The sequence below is a fragment of the Streptomyces sp. NPDC006385 genome, assembly GCF_040612485.1.
Lineage (GTDB): Bacteria > Actinomycetota > Actinomycetes > Streptomycetales > Streptomycetaceae > Streptomyces.
This window is the reverse complement of sequence record NZ_JBEXQG010000001.1, coordinates 108808-131792: the sequence shown is the minus strand read 5'-3', so window position 1 is coordinate 131792 and position 22985 is coordinate 108808. Positions and strand designations below refer to the sequence as shown.

General features: G+C 73.1%; 18 protein-coding genes. 12 read left to right on the top strand and 6 right to left on the bottom strand.

From position 1 onward, the window contains the following. Positions 1-136 precede the first annotated feature (136 nt). On the top strand, positions 137-1771 hold the full coding sequence (locus ABZ078_RS00610) for a hypothetical protein (protein WP_356570250.1): 1635 nt from the start codon (positions 137-139) through the stop codon (positions 1769-1771). Between the two features lie 41 nt (positions 1772-1812). On the opposite strand, the gene meaB is transcribed toward ABZ078_RS00610, so the two are convergent. Genes meaB through ABZ078_RS00595 form a run of 3 tightly spaced genes read right to left on the bottom strand, consistent with a single transcriptional unit; the run spans position 1813 to position 6820 of the window. Further along, on the bottom strand, positions 1813-2823 hold the full coding sequence (gene meaB / locus ABZ078_RS00605; RefSeq protein WP_356570249.1) for a methylmalonyl Co-A mutase-associated GTPase MeaB: 1011 nt from the start codon (positions 2821-2823) through the stop codon (positions 1813-1815). Further along, on the bottom strand, positions 2820-5012 hold the full coding sequence (gene scpA, locus ABZ078_RS00600) for a methylmalonyl-CoA mutase (RefSeq protein ID WP_356570248.1): 2193 nt from the start codon (positions 5010-5012) through the stop codon (positions 2820-2822). The genes meaB and scpA overlap by 4 nt, the downstream gene beginning before the upstream one ends. Continuing rightward, on the bottom strand, positions 5012-6820 hold the full coding sequence (locus ABZ078_RS00595; protein WP_356570247.1) for a methylmalonyl-CoA mutase subunit beta: 1809 nt from the start codon (positions 6818-6820) through the stop codon (positions 5012-5014). Before ABZ078_RS00595 ends, scpA begins: the two co-directional genes overlap by 1 nt. A gap of 189 nt (positions 6821-7009) precedes the next feature. On the opposite strand from ABZ078_RS00595, the gene ABZ078_RS00590 reads away from it, so the two are divergent. The 5 genes from ABZ078_RS00590 to ABZ078_RS00570 are packed head-to-tail and all read left to right on the top strand — an operon-like array spanning position 7010 to position 12113. Beyond that, a complete protein-coding gene (locus tag ABZ078_RS00590; protein WP_356570246.1) occupies positions 7010-8605 on the top strand; it encodes an ABC transporter substrate-binding protein in 1596 nt (531 codons plus the stop codon). A gap of 20 nt (positions 8606-8625) precedes the next feature. Next, a complete protein-coding gene (locus ABZ078_RS00585) occupies positions 8626-9594 on the top strand; it encodes an ABC transporter permease (protein ID WP_356570245.1) in 969 nt (322 codons plus the stop codon). Between the two features lie 5 nt (positions 9595-9599). Further along, positions 9600-10478: an ABC transporter permease gene (locus tag ABZ078_RS00580; protein WP_356570244.1), complete on the top strand. Its 879-nt coding sequence runs from the start codon at positions 9600-9602 to the stop codon at positions 10476-10478. Positions 10479-10510: 32 nt separating this feature from the next. Then, the gene (locus tag ABZ078_RS00575; RefSeq protein ID WP_356570463.1) at positions 10511-11440 is read left to right on the top strand and encodes an ABC transporter ATP-binding protein; all 930 of its coding nucleotides are present in this window, start codon (positions 10511-10513) and stop codon (positions 11438-11440) included. Further along, positions 11433-12113: an ATP-binding cassette domain-containing protein gene (locus ABZ078_RS00570; RefSeq protein ID WP_356570243.1), complete on the top strand. Its 681-nt coding sequence runs from the start codon at positions 11433-11435 to the stop codon at positions 12111-12113. Before ABZ078_RS00575 ends, ABZ078_RS00570 begins: the two co-directional genes overlap by 8 nt. 7 nt (positions 12114-12120) lie before the next feature. On the opposite strand, the gene ABZ078_RS00565 is transcribed toward ABZ078_RS00570, so the two are convergent. After that, positions 12121-13038 carry an EamA family transporter gene (locus ABZ078_RS00565; RefSeq protein WP_356570242.1) on the bottom strand — a complete coding sequence of 306 codons (918 nt, stop codon included), beginning with the start codon at positions 13036-13038 and terminating at the stop codon, positions 12121-12123. 68 nt (positions 13039-13106) lie between these two features. Here ABZ078_RS00565 and ABZ078_RS00560 point away from each other — a divergent pair, with 68 nt between their 5' ends. The 4 genes from ABZ078_RS00560 (at position 13107) to ABZ078_RS00545 (ending at position 17626) form a co-directional block, all read left to right on the top strand. Then, positions 13107-13961 carry a LysR family transcriptional regulator gene (locus ABZ078_RS00560; RefSeq protein ID WP_356570241.1) on the top strand — a complete coding sequence of 285 codons (855 nt, stop codon included), beginning with the start codon at positions 13107-13109 and terminating at the stop codon, positions 13959-13961. A gap of 166 nt (positions 13962-14127) precedes the next feature. After that, positions 14128-14484 (top strand): hypothetical protein, encoded by a 357-nt coding sequence (locus ABZ078_RS00555; protein WP_356570240.1) that lies wholly within the window; start codon positions 14128-14130, stop codon positions 14482-14484. A gap of 2 nt (positions 14485-14486) precedes the next feature. Next, complete coding sequence (locus tag ABZ078_RS00550; protein ID WP_356570239.1) at positions 14487-15260, top strand: HAD-IA family hydrolase; 774 nt, start codon at positions 14487-14489, stop codon at positions 15258-15260. Beyond that, on the top strand, positions 15257-17626 hold the full coding sequence (locus tag ABZ078_RS00545) for a glycosyl hydrolase family 65 protein (RefSeq protein WP_356570238.1): 2370 nt from the start codon (positions 15257-15259) through the stop codon (positions 17624-17626). Before ABZ078_RS00550 ends, ABZ078_RS00545 begins: the two co-directional genes overlap by 4 nt. Positions 17627-17650: 24 nt before the next feature. Here ABZ078_RS00545 and ABZ078_RS00540 read toward each other — a convergent pair whose 3' ends face one another. Continuing rightward, on the bottom strand, positions 17651-18517 hold the full coding sequence (locus ABZ078_RS00540) for a universal stress protein (RefSeq protein ID WP_356570237.1): 867 nt from the start codon (positions 18515-18517) through the stop codon (positions 17651-17653). A gap of 264 nt (positions 18518-18781) precedes the next feature. Here ABZ078_RS00540 and ABZ078_RS00535 point away from each other — a divergent pair, with 264 nt between their 5' ends. After that, entirely contained in the window at positions 18782-19669 is an 888-nt protein-coding gene (locus ABZ078_RS00535; RefSeq protein WP_356570236.1) for a universal stress protein, read from the top strand. Positions 19670-19696: 27 nt separating this feature from the next. On the opposite strand, the gene ppk2 is transcribed toward ABZ078_RS00535, so the two are convergent. Continuing rightward, positions 19697-20500, bottom strand: coding sequence for a polyphosphate kinase 2 (ppk2, locus tag ABZ078_RS00530; RefSeq protein WP_356570235.1), 804 nt, complete (start codon positions 20498-20500; stop codon positions 19697-19699). 62 nt (positions 20501-20562) lie between these two features. Between ppk2 and ABZ078_RS00525 the strand changes: the two genes are divergently transcribed. Further along, positions 20563-22950 (top strand): phosphoketolase family protein, encoded by a 2388-nt coding sequence (locus ABZ078_RS00525; protein ID WP_356570234.1) that lies wholly within the window; start codon positions 20563-20565, stop codon positions 22948-22950. Positions 22951-22985: the final 35 nt, after the last annotated feature.

The window sequence follows — 22985 nt, the reverse complement described above, 5'->3', positions numbered from 1 at the left end:
GGAGGAAGGCCGCGAGGGTCGGCCGAAAGTCCGATCAGGGGCCGGGCGAGGTCGGGCCGTTCGGCTGAGGCCGGGAGCCGGGCGGTGGGACGAGGCTGACCAAGGCCCCGATCCCTCGCCTTCCATCAGGACGCCCGTGATCCCCACAGCAGACTCCCGCCAGCCGGCCTTCGCCCGACCCCGCCCGCCCGCACCCCCGCCCCCGGCACCTCCTGCCCCCTTCCGCCGTCGTCACCGCGTTCCACTGATCGCCACCGCGGCGGTGCTCCCGCTGTACGCGCTGTGGTGGGCGTTCCTGGCCACCGGCGGCGGGGACCTCGCGGCCCAGGAGTCATGGGCGGGCTTCGTGGCGCGGTACGGCGGGTCGGCGTACAACCTGTCCTGGTTCGGAGGGACGCACACCGTCAACTACAGCGTGCTGTCCCCGTACGTGATGGCGGCGTTCGGAGTGAACGCCGTGAGCGTCGTCTCCGGACTGGCGGCCTCCTGGCTCACCGCTCTGCTCCTGGTCCGCAGTGGGGTGCGCCGGCCCATGGGCCCGGCGCTGCTCGCCTCGGTGATGCTGTGGTTCGACGTCGCCGCGGGCCGTACGACCTTCGCGCTCGGCGTCGCCCTGGGCCTCGCCGCCTGCGTGCTGCTGACGGGCGGGCGACGGGTGGTGCTCGCCGCGGTGTGCGCGGCGTCGGCCACGCTGGCCTCACCGGTGGCCGGGCTGTTCCTCGCGGTGGTGGGCGCCGGCTTCCTCGCCGTACGGCACTGGAGGCCGGCCCTCGCCCTGCTGGCGCCGCCCGCGGCCGTCGTCGCCACGACCACGCTGGTGTTCCCGTACTCGGGCCAACAGCCGATGCCGTTCGCGCGGCTGGTCATGCCGGTGCTGCTCGGCCTCACCGTCACCGCACTGGCCCCGCGCACCTGGCGCGTGGCCCGGTGGGCGGGGGCGGTGTACGCGGTCGGGGCGGTCCTGGTGTACCTCGTCCCGTCCCCGATCGGCACGAACGTCGAGCGGCTGGCGTGGGTGTTCGCGGCGCCCGTCCTGCTCGCGGCGCTGTCGGCCACCCCGCGGGCCGCCCGGTGGCGGCGCGGCGTCCTGGTCGTGGCGCTGGTGGCGGCCGTCGGCTGGGTGGCGCCGAAGATGGTCGTCGATCGCCTGGGAGGCGATCCGGTGCCCGCCTGGGCCGCCGACACCCGGGGCGTCGTACGCGCCCTGAAGGAGTTCGGCGCCGACCGCACCCGCGTCGAGGCCGTCCCGGCCATCGACCACCGCGACGCCGCCGTCCTCGCCCCGTACGTCAACCTGGCCCGCGGCTTCAACACCCAGCTCGACATGGAACGCGGTCGCCTCTTCTACGACGGCGCCTTCTCGCCGGCCCGCTACCGGGCCTGGCTGGATCACTGGGCCGTCGGCCTGGTCGCCCTGCCCGCCACCGAACCGGACCGGTACGGCCGGGACGAGGCCCGCCTCGTACGTGATCACACGCCCCGCTGGCTCGAACCGGTCTGGCACGACGCCCACTGGCGGATCTACCGGGTGCGCGACGCCGTGCCCCTCGTCTCACCACCGGCCACGGTGACGCGGACGACCGGCGCCGAGTGGTACGTCCACATGCCGCGGCCCGGCACCACGACCCTCCGCATCGCCTACTCCCCCTGGCTGCGCGCCGACGGCGCCTGCCTCAGCCGGGACGGCGAGTTCACCCGGCTGACGGCGACCGTGCCGGGGGAGTACCGGATCGGTTCGGAGTACGGTCGCTCCTCAGGATCGGGGTGCTGAGTCCGGCCTTCCCGCGGTGCCGGTGCTGCGGCACCGGGCGTTCAGGACGCGTCCGTCCCCGGCCCCGTCCCCGCCACTGAGCCCCCGAGTGCCCCCAGAATGCGCTCGGCCGCCAGCGTCGGTGTCAACCGGCCTTCCCTGACCCGCTGTTCGAGGGCGGGGGCGAGAGCGCGTACCGCCGGGTCGGCGTGCAGGCGGCCGAGGAGTTCGTCGCGGACCATGGCCCAGGTCCAGTCGACCTGCTGGTCGCGGCGCTTGGCGGCGAGGCGGCCCGTCGAGTCCAGCAGGGTGCGGTGCTGTTCGAGGCGCTCCCAGACGGTGTCCAGACCGGTCGACTCCCGCGCGCTGCAACTCAGCACGGGCGGAGTCCACACGGCGTCCTTGCCGTGCATCAGCCGCAGCGCGCCCGCCAGTTCACGGGCGGCGGCGCGGGCGTCGCGCTCGTGCGGGCCGTCCGCCTTGTTGACGGCGATCACGTCGGCCAGTTCCAGGACGCCCTTCTTGATGCCCTGCAACTGGTCGCCGGTACGGGCGAGGGTGAGCAGCAGAAAGGAGTCGACCATGCCCGCGACCGCGGTCTCGGACTGGCCGACGCCCACCGTCTCGACCAGGATCACGTCGTAGCCGGCCGCCTCCATCACCACGATCGACTCGCGCGTGGCCTTGGCGACCCCGCCGAGCGTGCCCGCCGTGGGGGAGGGGCGTACGAAGGCCGCCGGGTCCACGGCCAGGCGTTCCATGCGGGTCTTGTCGCCGAGGATCGAACCGCCCGTACGGCTGGAGGACGGGTCCACCGCGAGAACGGCCACCCGGTGCCCGAGCGAGGTCAGCAGGGTGCCGAACGCGTCGATGAACGTCGACTTGCCCACGCCGGGCACGCCGCTGACGCCGATCCGCCGCGCCCGGCCGCTGTGCGGGAGCAGCTCGGTCAGCAACTCCTGGGCCAGCACGCGGTGTTGCGGGCGGGTGGACTCGACGAGCGTGATGGCGCGGGCGATGACCGCCCGCTTCCCGTCGAGCACGCCCTTCACATACGCGTCGACATCGATCACAGGTCGTGCCCGAGGTCGTCCGACAGTCGCTTCACGAGGTCGTACGCCGCGTCCGGGATCACCGTCCCGGGCGGGAAGACGGCCGCCGCGCCCATCTCCAGCAGCGTGGGCACGTCCTGCGGCGGGATCACCCCGCCGACCACGATCACGATGTCCTCGCGCCCCTCCTCGGCGAGCTGCTCCTTCAACGCCGGTACGAGAGTGAGGTGTCCGGCGGCCAGCGACGACACCCCGACGATGTGGACGTCCGCCTCCACGGCCTGGCGGGCCACCTCGGCCGGGGTCTGGAACAGCGGGCCGACGTCCACGTCGAAGCCGAGGTCGGCGAAGGCGGTGGCGATCACCTTCTGGCCGCGGTCGTGGCCGTCCTGGCCCATCTTGGCGACCAGGATGCGCGGGCGGCGGCCCTCGGCCTCCTCGAAGGCGTCCACGAGGGTGCGGGTGCGGTCCACGTTCGGGGACTCGCCTGCTTCGTTGCGGTACACACCGGAGATCGTACGGATCTGACTCGCGTGCCGGCCGTACACCTTCTCCAGGGCGTCGGAGATCTCCCCGACGGTCGCCTTGGCGCGGGCCGCGCGCACGGCCAGCTCCAGCAGGTTGCCCTCGCCCCCGGCGGCCCGGGTCAGCGCGTCCAGCGCGTCCTGGCAGGCGGTCGCGTCGCGCTCCTCGCGCAGCCGCCGCAGCTTCGCGATCTGCTGGGCGCGCACCGAGGAGTTGTCGACCTTGAGGACCTCGATCTGCTCGTCGTTCTCCACGCGGTACTTGTTGACGCCGATCACCGGCTGGCGCCCGGAGTCGATGCGGGCCTGCGTGCGGGCCGCGGCCTCCTCCACCCGCAGCTTGGGAATGCCGGCGTCGATGGCCTGCGCCATGCCGCCCGCCTGCTCGACCTCCTGGATGTGCTGCCAGGCCCGGCGCGCGAGGTCGTACGTCAGCTTCTCCACATACGCGCTGCCGCCCCACGGGTCGATGACCCGGGTCGTGCCGGACTCCTGCTGGAGCAGCAGCTGGGTGTTGCGGGCGATGCGCGCCGAGAAGTCGGTGGGCAGCGCGAGCGCCTCGTCGAGGGCGTTGGTGTGCAGCGACTGCGTGTGACCCTGCGTGGCCGCCATCGCCTCGACGCAGGTGCGCGTGACGTTGTTGAAGACGTCCTGCGCGGTCAGCGACCAGCCGGAGGTCTGCGAATGGGTACGCAGGGAAAGGGACTTGGCGTTCTTCGGGTCGAACTGCTTCACCAGCTTCGCCCACAGCAGCCGCGCCGCCCGCAGCTTGGCGATCTCCATGAAGAAGTTCATGCCGATCGCCCAGAAGAAGGAGAGCCGGGGCGCGAACGCGTCCACGTCCAGGCCGGCCTCACGGCCCGCGCGGATGTACTCCACCCCGTCCGCGAGCGTGTACGCCAGCTCCAGGTCGGCCGTCGCGCCGGCCTCCTGGATGTGGTAGCCGGAGATGGAGATGGAGTTGTAACGGGGCATCCGCTGCGAGGTGAAGGCGAAGATGTCGGAGATGATCCGCATCGACGGCTTCGGCGGATAGATGTAGGTGTTGCGGACCATGAACTCCTTGAGGATGTCGTTCTGGATGGTCCCGGCCAGCTTCTCGGGCGGTACGCCCTGTTCCTCGGCGGCCACGATGTACAGCGCGAGCACCGGCAGCACGGCGCCGTTCATCGTCATCGACACCGTCATCTTGTCCAGCGGAATGCCGTCGAACAACTGCCGCATGTCGTAGATCGAGTCGATCGCCACGCCCGCCATGCCGACGTCACCGGTCACCCGCGGGTGGTCGCTGTCGTAGCCGCGGTGGGTGGGCAGGTCGAAGGCGACCGACAGGCCCTTCTGGCCGGCCGCGAGGTTGCGGCGGTAGAAGGCGTTGGACTCCTCGGCCGTGGAGAAGCCCGCGTACTGGCGGATCGTCCAGGGCTGGTTGACGTACATCGTCGGGTACGGCCCGCGCAGATACGGCGCCGCGCCCGGGTACGTCCCGAGGAAGTCCAGGCCCTCCAGGTCCTGCCCGGTGTAGAGCGGCTTGACCGGGATGCCTTCCGGGGTCTCCCAGAGCAGGTCGTCCCCGCCGGCCGCGTTCTTGACCGCCGTGCGCCACTCGTCGGGGCCGCCGCCGGGGGCCGGGGTGCCCAGCTCGATCCCACAGAAGTCGGGGATGGCAGGGCCAGAAGGGGCGGTCATCAGGACACTCCCATGCGGTCGAGGGTCGCGGAGAGCACGGCCACGGCGTCGCAGCCCGCGAAGACGTACGCGTCGACACCCGGGTACTCCCCGGGACGTCCGGCGAGGAACACGTGCGAGGCGCCGGCCGACCGCAGTTCCTCGGCCACCGCCGCCGCCCGCTCCTCGTACAGGGCGTCGCTGGAGCACAGGCAGACCTCCGTGGCACCGCTGTCCGCGAACGCGCCCTCGGTGACCGGCTCGATGCCGCCCGCCTGGAAGAGGTTCGAGGCGAAGGTGAGGCGTGCGGTGTGCGCGGCGGCCGGGCCGAGCGCGGCGAGGAAGATCCGGGGCCGGGAGCCGGTCGCGGCGAGGTGGGCGTCGGAGCGGGCGCGCAGCGCCTCGTACGCCTCGTCGCGGCGGACCCGCGGCAGACCGCCGGACGGCTGCTCGGGTGCCGGTCGCCGGTCCACGGGCTTCTCGGCGAGGTGCGGGAACTCGCTGACGCCGGTCACCGGTTCGCGCCGCTTGGCGAGCTTGCTGCTGCGGGCCTGCCAGGTGGTGGCGAGGTCCTGCGCGAGGCGTCCCGAGCGCAGGGCGGCCGCCTGTCCGCCGATCCGCTCGATCCACTGGAAGAACTCCCAGCCCGCCCGGGCGAGTTCGTCCGTCAGCCGCTCCACGTACCAGGAGCCGCCCGCCGGGTCGATGACCCGGGCCAGATGCGACTCCTCGATGAGGATCGTCGAGGTGTTGCGGGCGATGCGCCGCGCGAACGCGTCCGGCAGACCGAGCGCGTGGTCGAAGGGCAGCACGGTGACCGAGTCGGCGCCGCCCGCCCCCGCGGCCAGCGTGGCGATGGTCGTGCGCAGCATGTTCACCCACGGGTCGCGGCGCGTCATCATCACCGGCGAGGTCACCACGTGCTGCACCTGCGCCCCCGCACCGGGCGCCCCGCAGACCTCGGCCACCCTGGCCCACAGCCTGCGCGCGGCCCGCAGCTTGGCGATCGTGAGGAACTGGTCGGCGGTCGCCGCGTACCGGAACTCCAGCTGCCCACACGCCTGTTCGACGCTCAGCCCGGCCCCGGTCAGCTCCCGCAGCGAGGCGACGCCGGTCGCCAGCGAGCAGCCCAGCTCCTGGGCGGCCGAGCCACCGGCCTCGTGGTACGGCAGCGCGTCCACCGTCAGCGCTCGCAGCCCCGGGTACTCCTCGGCGCACAGCCGCGCGAGACCGGCCACCGGTGCGAAGTCGTACGCCTGTCCGGTACGGGCCTCGTGGCCGAGCGGATCCGCGCCGAGGCTGCCGCGCGCCGCGTCCTTGGCGACGCCCCGCTCCTCGTACAGCCGCAGCAACGCACGGGCGGCGGGCTCGACCTCGCGGCCGGCGTCCAGGACGACGGGCGCCAGGTCGAGGTAGACGCCCTCCAGGGCCCGGCCGAGCGACGGCACCGGGATGCCGCTGTCGCCGACGACCAGCCACAGCGAGGTGACGCCGTTCTCCAGGTCCGCGAGGATCGCGTCGCCGTCGGCCGTGGTGTGCCGCTGACGTACGTCCCACCCGCCGACGGTGTTCCCCTCGGCGCGGCTGCCCCTGGTGAAGGGCGTGAACCCGGGGAGGCCCGGCTCGGGCGCGGTGTCGTGCGCGGTGTACAGAGGCCGGGTGCGCAACCCGTCCTCCAGCGCGGTGGACAGGGCTTCCTCGGCCTGAGGCCCCTCGACGTCCTTGCCCGACTTGCGCAGCACGCCCGCAACGAGGCGCTGCCACTGCTCGTGGGTCACGTCAGGGAACTCGGCGGCCAGTTCAAGCCCGTCGTCAGGCAGGACCGTCATGCTCGGATGCTAGGCCACAAGTACAAAGGGGCAGCAGAGGGCACGGCTGTGACCTTGCCCTCGCCGTCGCTGTGACCTGGCCCTCGTCGGGCTGATCTTGCGTGGCGCTCGGCGGTCGATCGGTTCCCTGACGCTCTTACTTGCATCTAATATGCAACAACATTCTCTCGGCAGTAAGGGTGTGAGGTCATGACGTCCGGACGGATACGAGGTGCCGCCATCGCGGCGGCGCTGGCCACCGGAGCGGCCGCGTGCTCGGCGCCCGGCGGCTCCGGCGCCGGCTCCGGGAACGGCGGGACCGCCGACTCCGTGGTCATCGGCGTGGCCTCGGAGCCGGACACCCTCAGTCCGCTGCTCGGGTACGGCAAGGACGGCAACTCCAAGATCTTCGACGGTCTGCTCGCCCGCGACGCCGACCTGAAGCTGAGACCCGCGCTGGCGAAGGCCCTGCCGGACGTGGGCGACGGCGGCCGCACGTACACCTACACGTTGCGCGAGGGCGTCGAGTTCAGTGACGGCGAGCCGCTGACCTCGGCCGACGTGGTGTTCACGTACCGGACGATCCTGGACGGGAAGACCAACAACAGCTCCCGGAGCGAGCTGGAGGCCATCAAGGAGGTGCGGGCGGACGGCGACGACAAGGTCGTCTTCACGCTCAAGTACCCCTACGCCCCCTTCGCCGACCGCACCGTCCTGCCCATCGTCCCCGAGCACGTCGCGGGCGAGCAGGACCCCAACACCGGCCCCTTCAACACCGAGCCGATCGGCACCGGCCCGTACGTCCTGGCCGACTGGCGCAAGGGCGAGAAGCTCACCTTCAAGGCCAACCCGCACTACTGGGGCGGCGCACCGAAGGTGAAGACCGTCACCATGGCGATCGTCGAGGACGACGACGTACGCGCCACCCGACTGCGCTCCGGCGACCTGGACGGCGCGGTCCTCCCGCCCAACCTCGCCGCCACCTTCGAGGGCGACAGCGGCAGGAAGACCTACCAGGCGAAGTCCTACGACTACCGCACCGTCACCCTCCCCACCGCGCACAAGGTCACCGGTGACCGGGCGATCCGCCGGGCGCTCGACGCCGCCGTGGACCGCGAGGCGATGGTCGACAAGATCCTCGACGGCGCGGGCCGGCCGGCGTACGGGCCGCTTCCCGTCGGCGACCCCTGGTTCGCGAAGGGCATCGAACGCTCCCAGGACCTCGCCGCGGCCAACCGCGTACTGGACGCGGCGGGTTGGAAGGCCGGCGACGACGGCATCCGAGCCAAGGACGGACGGCGGGCCGCCTTCACCCTTCTCCACCCCTCCGGCGACAAGGTCCGCCAGGACCACGCCCTCGCCTACGCCTCCGACGCCAAGAAGGCCGGCATCGAGGTCAAGGTGGAGAGCGCCACCTGGGAGGTCATCGAACCGCGGATGAGGAACGACGCGGTCCTCGCGGGCTTCGGCAGCACCGGCGACCCCGACTTCGGTCTCTACACCATGCTGCACTCCTCCCTCGCCGGCGACGGCTTCAACAACATGGGCCGCTACGACAACCCGGCCGTGGACGAGGCGCTGGACACCGGCCGCCGCAGCCAGGACAAGGCCGCCCGCAAAGCCGCGTACGACACGCTCCAGCGGGAGTTGGTGAAGGACCCCGGCTACACGTTCCTCACCCACATCGACCACGTCTACGTGCTCGCCGACCGCTGGGACGGGCTGAGCACCCAGGTCGAGCCGCACGAGCACGGCTTCGCCAGCGGCCCCTGGTGGAACCTCCAGGACTGGCAGCCGAAGCAGTGACCCGACTCCCCTGGGGAGCGATGGCACGACTGGCGGGACGGCGGGCCCTGTTCGCCGTACCCGTCGTCCTCGTCGTCACCTTCGGCGCGTTCGCGATCGCCGCCGCCTCCCCCTTCGACCCCGTCAAGGCATACGCCGGAACCGCCGCGCTCGGCGCCGACCAGGAGACCCTGGACCGGCTGCGCGCCAATCTCGGCGTGGACGACCCCTTCGCCGTGCGCTGGTGGCGGTGGCTGACGTCCGCGCTCTCCGGCGACCTCGGCCAGTCCAGCGTGATGCGGCAGCCGGTGGCCCAGGTGATCGGCGAACGCCTGGTGTGGTCCACGCTGTTGTGCGCGGTCGCGTTCGCCGTCGCCGTGACGGTCGGCACGGTGCTCGGGGTCCTCGCGGCCCGCCGCCCCGGATCGTGGCTCGACCGCACCGTCACCTCGCTCGCCTACACCCTGGAGGCCGCCCCGGTCTTCTGGATCGCCCTGCTCGCCATCTGGCTGTTCGCCCTCCGCCTGGACGTCCTCCCGGCGGGCGGCCTGACCGACACCGCCAGCGAACAGGTCACCGCGGGCCAGGTCACGAGCCACCTCGTGCTGCCCGCGGGCGTGCTCGCCCTCTCCCAACTCCCGTGGTTCACCCTGTACGTCCGCCAGGGCGTCGGCGACGCACTCGCCGAGGACCCGGTGCGCGGCGCCCGCGCCCGCGGCCTGAGCGAACGCACCGTCCTGCTCGGCCACGCCCTGCGCTGCGGACTGCTGCCGGTCCTCACGCTGATCGGCTCCCGGGTCCCCGAACTCATCACCGGCGCGCTGCTGGTGGAGAGCGTCTTCGGCTGGCCCGGCATCGCGGCGGCCACCGTCGAGGCGGCCACCGCCGTCGACTTCCCGCTGCTCGCCGCCCTGACCACGCTGGCCACCGCCGCCGTCCTGGTCGGCAACCTGCTCGCGGACCTGTTGTACGGACTCTTCGACCCGAGGGTGAAGCTCAGTGACATGTGACTCCCATGGCTGACGCCGCAGTCGAGAAGAAGTGGCGGTCCTACGGCACCGAGCGCCGCTCCACCCGCAAGGTCCGGGTACGCGCCTCCGGCGCGCTGGTCGCCGTGACCGTCCTCGCCGTCCTGCTCGTACCGCCGCTCGTCCAGCTCGACCAGCAGGCCGTCGACCTGGCCGCGAAGCTGCGACCGCCGTCCTGGGCCCACCCGTTCGGCACCGACGACGTCGGGCGCGACCTGCTGCTGCGCTGCGTCTACGGCCTGCGGGTCTCGCTGCTCGTGGGCCTGGCCGCGGCCCTCACCGCCACGGTCATCGGCACCGCCGTCGGTGCCACCGCCGGCGCGTTGGGCGGCTGGGCGGACCGGGGCATCATGCGGCTGGTCGACACGTTCTCGTCCGTGCCGCACCTGCTGCTCGGCATCTTCATCGTCGCCATGTTCCGCCCGGGCGTCTGGCCGGTGGTGGTCTCGGTGGCGCTCACCCACTGGCTGTCCACGGCCCGGATCGTCCGCGCCGAGGTCCTCTCCCTGCGCTCCCGCCCGTACATCGACGCCGCCGTCTGCGGGGGCGCGTCCCGATGGCGGGTGGCGGTACGGCACCTGCTGCCCGCCGTGCTGCCCCAGGCCGCCCTCGCCGCCGTCCTCATGGTGCCGCACGCCATGTGGCACGAGTCGGCGCTGTCCTTCCTCGGGCTCGGGCTGCCGACCCACACGGCGAGCCTCGGCACCCTCATCCAGAACGCGCGCGGCTCACTCCTGGCCGGGCAGTGGTGGCCGACCCTGTTCCCCGGCCTCTTCCTCATCGTCCCCACCCTCGCCCTCGCCGGTCTCGCCGGAGCCTGGCGGGAGCGGATCAACCCGCGCCGCCGATCGGAGCTGATGCTGTGACCGAGCGACCCGTGGCGCTGTCCGTACGCGGTATGTCGGTGCGCTTCCTGATGCCCTCAGGTCGCCGCGTCGCCGCCGTCACCGACGCCCACTTCGACGTCGGGGCCGGTGAGTGCCTGGCGCTGATCGGGGAGAGCGGCTGCGGCAAGTCCGTGCTCGCCTCCGCCCTCCTCGGCCTGCTCCCCGCCAACGCGCAGACCGCCGGAGAGGCCCGCCTCGGCGACCTCGACCTGCTCGCGGCCGACGAGCGCACCCTGGCCCGCACGGTCCGGGGCCGCCGTATCGCCCTCGTTCCGCAGAGCCCGGCCGCGCACCTCACGCCCGTGCGGACCATCCGCTCCCAGCTGGAGGAGACGGTCGCCGCGCTGACCGCGACCCGGGGCCGGACGGCGCTGCGTGCCGCGGCCGAAGCAGCCGCCGAACGTGCCGCGTTCCCCGCGGACCACCTCGACCGGCACCCGCACGAACTCTCCGGCGGCCTCGCCCAGCGCGCCGCCACCGCCCTCGCCCTCGTCGGCGACGCACCAGTGCTCCTCGCCGACGAGCCGACCACCGGACTCGACCGCGACCTCGTGGACCACACGGTGGACGAACTGCGGCGCCACGTCGACATCGCCGGCCGGGCCCTGCTGATGATCACCCACGACCTCACCGCGGCCGAGCGCATCGCGGACCGGGTCGCCGTCATGTACGCGGGCCGCGTCGTCGAACTCGCGGACGCGGCCGCCTTCTTCGGCGCCCCGGGACCCCGCCACCCCTACAGCCACGGCCTGCTGCAGGCCCTCCCGGACCGCGCCTTCACCCCGGTCCCGGGCATGCCTCCCGAACTGGACGCCCTCCCCGACGGCTGCGCCTTCGCCGCCCGCTGCGACCGGGCCGCCGACTCCTGCGCCGCCCGGCCGACCCTGACGCACGGGGTCGCCTGCCACCGCCCGCACGTCACGGAGGACGTCCGTGCTTGAACTGCGTGCCCTCACGGCCGGCTACGACCGCCGCACCCCCGTCGTGCGTGACGTCTCCCTGACCGTGAAGCCCGGTGAGGCCGTCGGCCTCCTCGGCCCCAGCGGGTGCGGCAAGTCCACCCTCGCCCGCGTCGCGGCCCTGCTGCACCGCCCCGACTCCGGGACCCTGGTCGTCGACGGCACCCCCGTACACCGCTGGCGTCACCGTGCTCCGCGCGAACTGCGCACCGCCTTCGGCGTCGTCTTCCAGCAGCCCCGGCTCTCCGCCGACCCGCGTCTGCGGCTCACCGACCTGATCGCCGAGCCCCTGCGCGCCACCGGGCGCCGCGCGGAGATACCCGGCCTCGTCCCCGAGCTGGCCGCGACCGTCGGCCTCACCCCCGACCTGCTGACCAGACGCCCGCACGAAGTGAGCGACGGCCAACTGCAACGCGCCTGCCTCGCCCGCGCCCTCGTCCTACGGCCCCGGTGGCTGATCTGCGACGAGATGACCGCCATGCTGGACGCCTCCACAAGCGCCGCGCTGGTCGCGGCCGTCGAGGACTACAGAGCCGCGTCCGGCGCCGGCCTGCTCGCCGTCGGCCACGACCGCACGCTCCTGGAGCGCTGGTGCGACCGCACCGTCCATTGGCAGACACTGACGCCCCCTGCGGAGAGGACGGCCACCGAATGACTGCGCGTCAGCTCCGTGACGTCAGGATGCTGAGCGAGTTGGCGGCGACGATGGCGCCGATGCCCGCCCACTCCGGGCCGCCCAGGGCCTGACCCAGGCCGATCCATCCGACGGCGGCGGCGAGGACCGGATTGACGCTCATGAACAGCCCGAAGGCCCGGGCCGGTACGTGTCGCAGGGTGAACAGGTCCGCGAGGTACGGCACGGCCGAGGAGAGGACACCGGCGGCGACCGCGCACGCCAGGGCACCCGCCGTCGGTGGGTTCCGAAGGGCGACGGCGATGCCGACCGGCAGGAACATCACGGCGGACAGAGCGGCCGCGGCCGCCGCGCCCTGGGCGCCGGGGATGCGCCGGCCGACGGTGCGGTTGAGCAGGATGTACGACGCCCAGCAGACGGCGGCCAGCAGGCCCAGGGCCATCCCGAGGTAGTCGGTCGAGGGCCGCGGACGCATCAGGGTGACGACGCCGGCCGCGGCGATCACCGCGCAGCCGACGTCCACGCGGCGGCGCGAGGTCGCCAGGGCGATGGTGAGCGGGCCCAGGAACTCCAGGGTCACCGCCAGGCCCAGGCCGACACGGTCGATCGCGGAGTACAGCGAGAGGTTCATGGTGCCGAACACCAGGGCCAGCGAGGCGACCGGCCACCACTCGCGCCAGGTGAACGTACGCGGACTCGGCCTGGCGACGACCAGCAGGACGAGGGCGGCGACGTACTGGCGTACGGCGACGACGCCGATGGGGCCCAGGACCGGGAAGGCGAGGGAACCGATCGCGGCGCCGGTCTGGTTCGACAGACCGCTGCCGACCATCGTGGCCACACCGGCGAGGCGTCCGCCGGCCGGCGCGGCAGGTACGAGCGGGGCCGCCGGGGCGGGCGCGGGGGCGGGCGTCGGGGCGGACACGGGTGCGGGTCGGATGCGCATGCGCCGATCGTGGGCCCGCGTGATCTTTGCGCAAAATGCGCCCGCTCCACCATCTATACGCTTGGCTCATGGATGTGGAGCTGAGGCAGTTGCGCTGTCTCGTCGCGATCGTCGACGAGGGCACGTTCACCGACGCCGCCATCGCCCTGGGCGTCTCCCAGGCGGCCGTCTCCCGCTCACTGGCCTCGCTCGAACGCGCCCTGGGCGTACGGCTGTTGCGGCGGACCTCCCGCGAGGTGGCCGCGACGGGGACCGGGCTGCGCGTCCTGGCCCACGCCCGGCGGGTGCTCGGCGAGGTGGACGACCTGGTCCGGGAAGCCCGCTCCGGGCACGACCGGCTGCGGATGGGCTACGCCTGGGCGGCGCTCGGCCGGCACACCCCGGCCTTCCAGCGCCGCTGGGCCGCCGCGCACCCCGGGACCGATCTGCAGCTCGTGCGCGTCAACTCGGCCACCGCGGGACTCGCGGAGGGCGCCTGCGACCTGTCCGTCGTACGCCGGCCGGTGGACGACCGGCGCTTCGACTCCGCCATCGTCGGGCTGGAACGGCGGCTGTGCGCGGTCGCCGCCGACGACCCGCTGGCCCGGCGGCGCGCGATCCGCCTGGCCGACCTCAGCGGCCGAACCCTCCTCGTCGACCGCCGCACCGGCACCACGACCACCGAACTGTGGCCGCCCGACGGGCGGCCGGCGACCGAGGAGACGCACGACGTCGACGACTGGCTCACGGTCATCTCCACCGGCCGCTGCGTCGGCGTCACCGCCGAGGCCACCGCCAACCAGTACCCGCGCCCCGGCGTCGTCTACCGACCGGTACGGGACGCCGAACCCATCGCCGTACGGTTGGCCTGGTGGCGCGACGACCCGCATCCCGCCGCCCAGGCGGCGATCGAGCTGCTCAGCGCGTTGTACCGGGGGGACTGAGGGACGAGGCGCGCGAGCGCGCCGTGTCAGCCCGAGGGCCGGCTCGCAAGGCACCTCACATGCCCCGGGCGGGTCGCCCGCCCTGCTGCCGCCGCGCCGCGCGTGCGACCGTGGAGGGGAACACCGCGCCGCACCACCTGCGGCGGCACGAAAGGCGGTGGGTGCCATGGAGCCTCGCGACCCCGGTGAGCCCGCCGTCCTGCCGCCGATCGCGGTCCCGCCGACCGTCACGGGCCGCCCACATCGCTCGGTCGTCGTCGCCCGAGGTGACATGTCGCATCTGGCGGGTACCCATGAGCGGATCCGAGCGGGAGAAACGGCGAGCGGAGGTGAGCAGGCCGTGCGGTTCGCGTACCGAGAGGCGACGGCGCGCACAGGCACGCCGGACGTCCTGCGAGCGTGGCGTCGACCCGTGTACGAGGACGACCTGCGGGCACGTCGCACCACCGGCGAGACCCCCGCCCGCGGCGTTCCGCCGGCCTGCCCGAGCGCCACGGCCCCCGTCGCACCGCGGCAGGAGTGACCATGCGCCGACATGACGGCTCCGAGACGGCCCCCGCGGGCCTCGCCCCGGCCCTGCGGGACGTACGCGCCGTCGTCTTCGACACCGACGGGGTGATCACCGACTCGGCCCAGGTGCACGCCGCCGCCTGGAAGGCGGCCTTCGACGCCTTTCTGCGCGCCCACCCGCCCGAGGACCCCGACCGGCGCCGACCGTTCGACGAGCGGGACGACTACCTGCGCCACGTGGACGGCAAGTCCCGCCTCGACGGAGCCGCCGCCTTCCTCGCCGCACGCGGCATCGACGCCTCGGACCAGACCGTGCGCGCCGTCGCGGCGGACAAGGAACACCTCTTCACCGAACGCCTGCGCGAACACGGCGTCGACGCCTATCCGGGGACCGTACGGCTGGTACAGGCCCTGCGGGACGCCGGGGTGCCGCGCGCGGCCGCCTCCGCGTCCCGGCACGCCGGTGAGCTGCTGAGCCGGGCCGGCGTGCTCGACCTGTTCGACGTCCTCGTGGACGGCGGCGAGGCGGCCCGCCTGGGCCTGGCGGGCAAGCCGGCGCCCGACCTGTTCCTGGAGGCCGTCCGCAGGCTCGGCGCCTCCGCCGACCGTGCCGCCGTCGTGGAAGACGCCCTGGCCGGCGTCGAGGCGGGGCGGCGCGGCGGGTTCGCCCTGGTCGTCGGCGTCGACCGCGCGGCCGGCGCGGACACCGGGGCGCGGCTCCTGCGGCACGGCGCCGACCTCGTCGTACGTGATCTCGCGGAACTCTGCTCGGGAGGAGCGCCGAAGTGACGGCCTGGAGCTGGGAGTACGAGGGCTACGAGCCCGCCGACCAACGCCTGCGCGAGTCGCTGTGCACCCTCGGCAACGGCTACTTCGCCACCCGCGGGGCACTGCCGGAGTGCGCCGCCGACGAGATCCACTACCCGGGGACGTATGTGGCCGGCATCTACAACCGGCTCATCTCCGAGGTGGCCGGCCGCCAGGTCGAGAACGAGGACATGGTCAACCTCCCGAACTGGCTGCCCCTGCGCTTCCGCCTCCCCGGCGGACCCTGGCTCACCCCCGACAACGCGACCGTGCTCGAACACCGCCAGATGCTGCACCTGTCCGCCGGGCTGCTGGAACGCCGCACGCGCTACGACCTCGGCGACGACCGGGCGCTCACGGTACGACAGCAGCGGCTCGTACACATGGCCGACCCTCATATCGGCGCACTGCGCACCGAGTTCACGGTCGCGGGATTCTCCGGGCCACTCGAAGTGGAAGCCGCCCTCGACGGCGGCGTCACCAACGCCGGCGTGCCCCGCTACCGGGACCTGGACGGCCGCCACCTCACCCATGTGCAGACCGGCAGCGCCGACGCGGAGACCGTGTGGCTGCGCTGCCGTACCCGCACCTCGGACATCCGCGTCGGCATGGCGGCCCGGCTGACGGCCGAGGCACCGGCCGCGATCCATCACCAACCGCCGTACGCCATCCAGCGGCTGACCCTCGACCTGGCACCCGGCCGCACCGTCACCGTCGACAAGACCGTCGCCCTGCACACCTCCCGCGACCCGGCCATCAGCGACCCGCTGCACGCCGCCGTCGACCGGGTGGACCGGGCCCCCGGCTTCGACGCCCTGGCTGCGTCGCACCTCACCGCCTGGGACCAGCTCTGGCGCCGCGCCGAACTCGACGTCCCCGGCGAGTCCGGCCGCATCCTGCGACTGCACCTCTTCCACGTCCTGCAGACCCTCTCCCCGCACACCGCCGACCTCGACGTCGGCGTGCCCGCGCGCGGCATGCACGGCGAGGCCTACCGCGGCCACGTCTTCTGGGACGAACTGTTCGTCCTGCCCTACCTCAACCTGCACTTCCCCGAGACCTCCCGCGCCCTCCTGCGCTACCGCCACCGGCGTCTCGAACAGGCATGCACCGCGGCCCGCAGGGTCGGTCGCCGGGGCGCGATGTACCCCTGGCAGAGCGGCAGCGACGGACGCGAGGAGACCCAGCAGCTCCACCTCAACCCGCGCTCGGGACGCTGGCTGCCCGACCACTCCCACCTCCAGCACCACGTGGGCTCGGCGATCGCCTACAACGTGTGGCAGTACTGCGAGGCGAGCGGCGACATGGAGTTCCTGCACACCAAGGGCGCCGAGATGCTGCTCCAGATCGCCCGGTTCTGGGGCGACAAGGCCGTCTACGACGAGGCACTGGGCCGCCACCGCATCAAGGGCGTGGTCGGCCCGGACGAGTACCACGAGGCGTACCCGGACGCCGAACGGCCCGGCCTGGACGACAACGCGTACACGAACGTCACCGCCGCCTGGGTGCTCACCCGCACCCTGGAACTCCTGGACGCGCTGCCCGAGCCCCGCCGCCGCGAACTCGTCGAGCGCACCGGACTGGACGGCGGCGAGACCGAACTGTGGGAGGACGTCTCCCACACGCTGCACATCCCCTTCCACGACGACGTCATCAGCCAGTTCGAGGGCTACGGCAAGCTCGCCGAGCTCGACTGGGACGGCTATCGCGAGCGGTACGGGGACATCCGCCGCCTGGACCGGATCCTGGAGGCGGAGGGCGACACCGTCAACCGCTACCAGGCCTCCAAGCAGGCCGACGTGCTGATGCTCGGCTATCTCTTCTCCCCGGCCGAGCTGCGGAGCCTGTTCCACCGGCTGGGGCTGCGGCTGGACGAGGAGACCTGGCAGCGCACCGTCGACTACTACCTGCACCGCACGAGCCACGGCTCCACCCTCAGCGGCCTCGTCCACGGCTGGGTGCTGGCGAGGGCCCGGCGGGCGGAGGCGTGGAAGTTCTGCCAGGAGGCCCTCCAGGGCGACATCGCGGACGTCCAGGGCGGCACCACCGGCGAGGGCATCCACCTGGGCGCCATGGCCGGCACGCTCGACCTGGTCCAGCGCGGGCTGACCGGCCTGGAGACCAGGGGCGGCGCGCTGTGGCTCGACCCCGTGCCGCTGCCCGAGCTGTCCTCGTACGGGTTCGCCCTGCGCTACCAGGGCCACTGGGGCGTGCGGCTGCGCCTGGAGCGCGGCAAGCTGGAGATCGCCGTACCGTCGTCCGACGCGTCCCCGATCGAGGTACGTCTGCCGGACCGGGCGCTGAGCGTCGAGCCGGGGCAGACGATGCGGCTGGAACTCCCGGAATGACCGGTGCGAGGCCGCCCCGGGAGGTCAGTCGTGGGGGACCACGGCGACGGGGCACGGGATGTGGTGGAGCGCCGCGTGGGCGACGGGGCCGAGCTTCCAGGCCAGCTGCGACGGGTGGAGCCTGCGGCCGACCACGGTCAGGCAGCCTCGGGAGGTCGCGGCCAGCAGGACGTGCGTGGCGGCGCCCGTGGCCACGTGCTCGATGACGGGCACGTCCGGGAACTTGTCCCGCCACGGCGCCAGGGCCTCCGCCAGCCGCCTGCGCTCCTGCGCCTCCAGGTCCTCCCCGGCCTCGGTGGCCGGGGCGCACAGCGGCAGGGCCCGCACCGCGCGCAGGCCCGCGCCGTGCGCCCCGGCCGCGGTGAACGCGAACTCCAGCAGCGGATCGGTGACCGCTCCCGGCTCCTGCACCCCGACCACGATCTCGTCCCGGTCCGCCGCCGCGGGGTGGTCCCGGCCCGCCTCGACGGCAGGGTCGTCCGCCCGGACGGCGACAGCGGGGCAGGGTGCCAGGCCCAGCACGCGCAGGCTGATCGCGCCGAGCAGGAAGCCCGCCACCGACCCGTGCCCGCGCGAGCCCAGCACCAGCATGGACGCGCTCTCGCCACGCTCCAGGAGCGCCTGGGCGGCGGGGTACGGGACGAGCTGGGTCGTCACGGACAGGGCGGGGTGGCGGCGCAGCAACTCGGCCGACGTCCGGGTGAGCACCTCGTCGCCGTGGCGCCGCTTGGCCTGCGCCTCCTGCCCGGCGGGCAGGTCCAGCGGCTGGGTGGTCCACGAGTGCAGCAGTACGACGGGCAGACGCCGGTCCGCCGCTTCCCGGGCGGCCCACCAGGCGGCCGTCACGCTCGCGGGTGAACCGTCGAGTCCGACGACGACAGGTCCGGACATGACGCACCTCCGATGTCGGCGCGACACCGAGTACCCGAGCAGGCGCGCTTGTGCACCCCGCCGCTTCAAGCTGTGCGGGATCCGGTCGGCGGGGCGAGGCTGGAGAGCAGGGACGGACGAGGCCGGGAGAAAAGCGGTGCTGTCCGCGCGCGTCATGGGCGGCCCGGGCGGGGACCCGCCCGGAGAAGGGCCGTACGGACCCGGCGGGGCCCACCCTCGGAAGCCGTACGGCGCCTGCGGATCCCGCCCGGAAAGGGGAGCGCGATGAACGGCCCGGTTGTCGTAGGGGTGGACGGCTCGCCGTCGAGTCTGGTGGCCGTGGAGGTCGCGGCGCGCGAGGCCGGCCTGCGGGGAGTGGGGCTCCGGCTGGTGCACGCCTTCGGGTGGCCGGCCGCGCATGTGCCGCCGGGCGGCCGGCCCTGGCCGTCGGGCAGCGCCGGAATGCGCGAGCTGGTCGACGGCACACTCACCAAGGCCGAGCGGCTCGCTCACGAGACCGCCGCCGGGATCGACATCATGCGCGAAGTCGTCGTCGGTGAACCGGTGCTGGTGCTGGAGATCGAGTCCCGCACGGCCTCCCTGGCGGTCGTCGGCAGCCGGGGCCACAGTCGGTTCGGCGCCCTGCTGCTCGGCTCCACCGCCGGGCATCTCGCCGCCCACGCCGCCTGCCCCGTACTGGTGGTGCGCGACCGGCCGAAACCCGGCGGGCCCGTCCTCCTGGCCGTCGACGGCTCACCCGCGGCGAAGGGAGCCGTCGAGTTCGCCTTCGCGGAGGCGTCGCTGCACGGCACGGACCTGGTCGCGCTGCACGCCTGGAACACCCGGACCGACCGCGCCTACGCCGGCCCCTCCGACCCGCCCTTCGTCACGTACGACGAGGACCGGCTGCGCGACGAGGAGCAGCGGGTGCTCGCCGAAGCGCTGAGCGGGATGGGGGAGAGGTACCCGGACGTCGAGGTGCACCGCAGGCTCGTGCGCGGCCGGATCCGTCACACCCTCATCGAGGCGAGCGCCGACGCCGGCCTCGTCGTGGTCGGCGCGCGCGGCCGGGGCGGTTTCGCCGGGCTGCTGCTGGGCTCGGTCAGCCAGGCGCTGCTGCACCATGCGCAGTGCCCGGTCGCCGTCGTCCGGACGAGGGAGGGGGCGCCGTGACGCGGTCGTTTCCACGGCGGACCCGGCTCACAGGTCGGCCGCGTGGTCCCGGACGAAGGTCTGCAGATCGCGCGGGGGACGCTGATAGCCGGTCGAATCCGGTCGATCGGGCAGTTCCAGCACCGGAGGAAGCACGTCCTTGTACGGCACGGAGTCCAACAGATGGGCGATCATGTTCAGCCGGGCCCGGCGCTTGTCGTCGCTCTCCACGACGAACCACGGCGCTTCGACGATGTCGGTGTGCACCATCATCTCGTCCTTGGCCCGGGAGTACTCCTCCCAACGGGTGATCGACTCCAGGTCCATCGGGGACAGCTTCCAGCGCCGCAGGGGATCCTCCAGCCGGCGCCGGAAGCGCTCCTGCTGCTCCTCGTCGCTCACCGAGAACCAGTACTTGCGCAGCAGGATCCCGTCCTCCACCAGCATCCGCTCGAAAATCGGGCATTGGCGCAGAAAGAGCTGGTACTCCTCCTTGGTGCAGAAGCCCATGACATGCTCGACGCCGGCCCGGTTGTACCAGCTCCGGTCGAACAGCACGATCTCCCCGGCGGCCGGCAGATGCCCGATGTAGCGCTGGAAGTACCACTGCGTGCGCTCGCGCTCGGTCGGCTTCGGCAGGGCCGCGATGCGCGCCACGCGCGGGTTGAGGTGCTCGGTGACCCGTTTGATGGTGCCGCCCTTGCCCGCCGCGTCCCGGCCTTCGAAGACGACGACGAGTCGGGCGCCCTCCGCGCGCACCCACTCCTGCAGCTTCGCCAACTCCGTCTGCAGGCGCAGCAGTTCCTTCTCGTACACCTTGCGCGGCAGCTTCTCAGCCTTGTTGCCGGCCATGCCGTCTCCCACCGCCCGTCGACCCCCGCCGACGACCCACGCGACGCCTTACGGAGTCACCGATGCCCGAGCTCGAACACCAGAACAGCACCGTACTGACCGACGACGAGCTGCGCACCCTGGACGCCCACTGGCGGGCCGCCAACTATCTGGCCGCCGGACAGATCTACCTGCTGGCCAACCCGCTGCTGCGCGAGCCCCTGCGGGCGGAGCACATCAAACCGCGGCTGCTCGGCCACTGGGGCACCTCGCCCGGACTGAACCTCGTGCACACCCACCTCAACCGCGTGATCAAGGCGCGCGGCCTGGACGCCCTGTGCGTGTGGGGCCCGGGCCACGGCGGCCCGTCCGTGCTCGCGGGCTCCTGGCTGGAGGGGTCGTACAGCCAGACGTACCCGGACGTCGGCCGGGACGCGGCCGGCATGGGACGCCTCTTCAGGCAGTTCTCCTTCCCCGGCGGCGTCCCGAGCCACGTGGCCCCGGAGACGCCGGGCTCGATCCACGAGGGCGGTGAGCTCGGGTACGCGCTCTCCCACGCGTACGGCGCCGCCTTCGACAACCCGGACCTGGTGGTCGCCTGTGTGATCGGCGACGGCGAGGCGGAGACCGGACCGCTGGCCGCCTCCTGGCACTCGAACAAGTTCCTCGACCCGGTGCACGACGGCGCCGTCCTGCCGATCCTGCACCTCAATGGCTACAAGATCGCCAACCCGACGGTGCTGTCCCGCCTTCCCGAGTCCGAACTCGACGCCTTGCTGCGCGGCTACGGGCACGAACCGATCCACGTCGCCGGCGACGACCCGGCCACCGTCCACCGCGCCATGGCCCGCGCCCTCGACGCGGCGCTCGACCGCATCGCGACGTTCCAGCGCACGGCCCGCGAGGAGGGCGGCGGGCACGCGCAGCGGCCGCACTGGCCCGTCATCGTCCTGCGCACCCCCAAGGGCTGGACCGGACCCGCCGAGGTCGACGGCGTGCCCGTCGAGGGCACCTGGCGCTCCCACCAGGTCCCGTTGGCCGGCGTCCGCGAGAACCCCGAGCATCTGCGGCAGTTGGAGGCGTGGCTGCGGTCGTACCGCCCCGAGGAACTGTTCGACGCCGACGGCCGGCCCGTCGCCGACGTCCTCGCCTGCGTCCCCGAGGGCGCGCGGCGGCTCGGCGCCACCCCGCACGCCAACGGCGGCCTGCTCGTGCGCGAGCTGCCGCTGCCCTCCCTCGACCGCTTCGCGGTGCCGGTCGACAAGCCCGGCACCACCCTGCACGAGCCGACCCGGGTCCTCGGCGACCTCCTCGAACAGGTCATGAAGGACACCTCCGCCCGCCGCGACTTCCGCGTCGTCGGCCCGGACGAGACCGCCTCCAACCGCCTCCAGGCCGTCCTCGACGCCGGCGGCAAGGCGTGGCAGGCGCGGACCCTCCCGGTCGACGAACACCTCGACCGGCACGGCCGGGTGCTGGAGATCCTCTCCGAGCACACCTGCCAGGGCTGGCTGGAGGGCTACCTCCTCACCGGGCGGCACGGGCTGTTCTCCAGCTACGAGGCGTTCGTGCACATCGTCGACTCGATGGTCAACCAGCACATCAAATGGCTGAAGACGTCCAGGGAGCTGTCCTGGCGCGCCCCCCTCGCCTCCCTCAACTACCTGCTCACCTCGCACGTGTGGCGGCAGGACCACAACGGCTTCTCCCACCAGGACCCCGGTTTCGTCGACCACGTCCTCAACAAGAGCCCCGAGGTGGTCCGGGTCTACCTGCCGCCGGACGCCAACACGCTGCTCTCGGTCGCCGACCACGCGCTGCGCAGCCGGGACCACGTGAACGTGATCGTCGCCGGCAAGCAGCCCTGCTTCGACTGGCTGTCCATGGACCAGGCCGTCACCCACTGCGCGCGCGGCGCCGGCGTCTGGGACTGGGCGGGCTCCGAGAACGGCGGCGAACCGGACGTGGTCCTCGCCTGCGCCGGTGACGTACCCACGCAGGAGACCCTGGCCGCCGCCCAGCTGCTCCGCCGCCACCTGCCCGATCTCGCCGTGCGGGTCGTCAACGTCGTCGACATCGCCCGGCTGATGCCGCGCGAGGAACACCCGCACGGCATGCCCGACTTCGAGTACGACGGCCTGTTCACCGCCGACAAGCCGGTGATCTTCGCCTACCACGGCTACCCGTGGCTGATCCACCGGCTCGCCTACCGGCGCAACGGCCACTCGAACCTGCACGTGCGCGGCTACAAGGAGTCGGGCACCACGACCACGCCGTTCGACATGGTCGTCCGCAACGACCTCGACCGCTACCGCCTGGTCATGGATGTCATCGACCGCGTCCCCGGCCTGGCGGTGCGCGCCGCGGCCGTACGGCAGCAGATGGCCGACGCCCGCACCCGCCACCACGCCTGGATCCGCGAGCACGGCACCGACCTGCCGGAGGTCGCGGAATGGTCCTGGAACGCCTGACACCCCGACCGGGGCCGGAGGTGAGGCGCACGGGT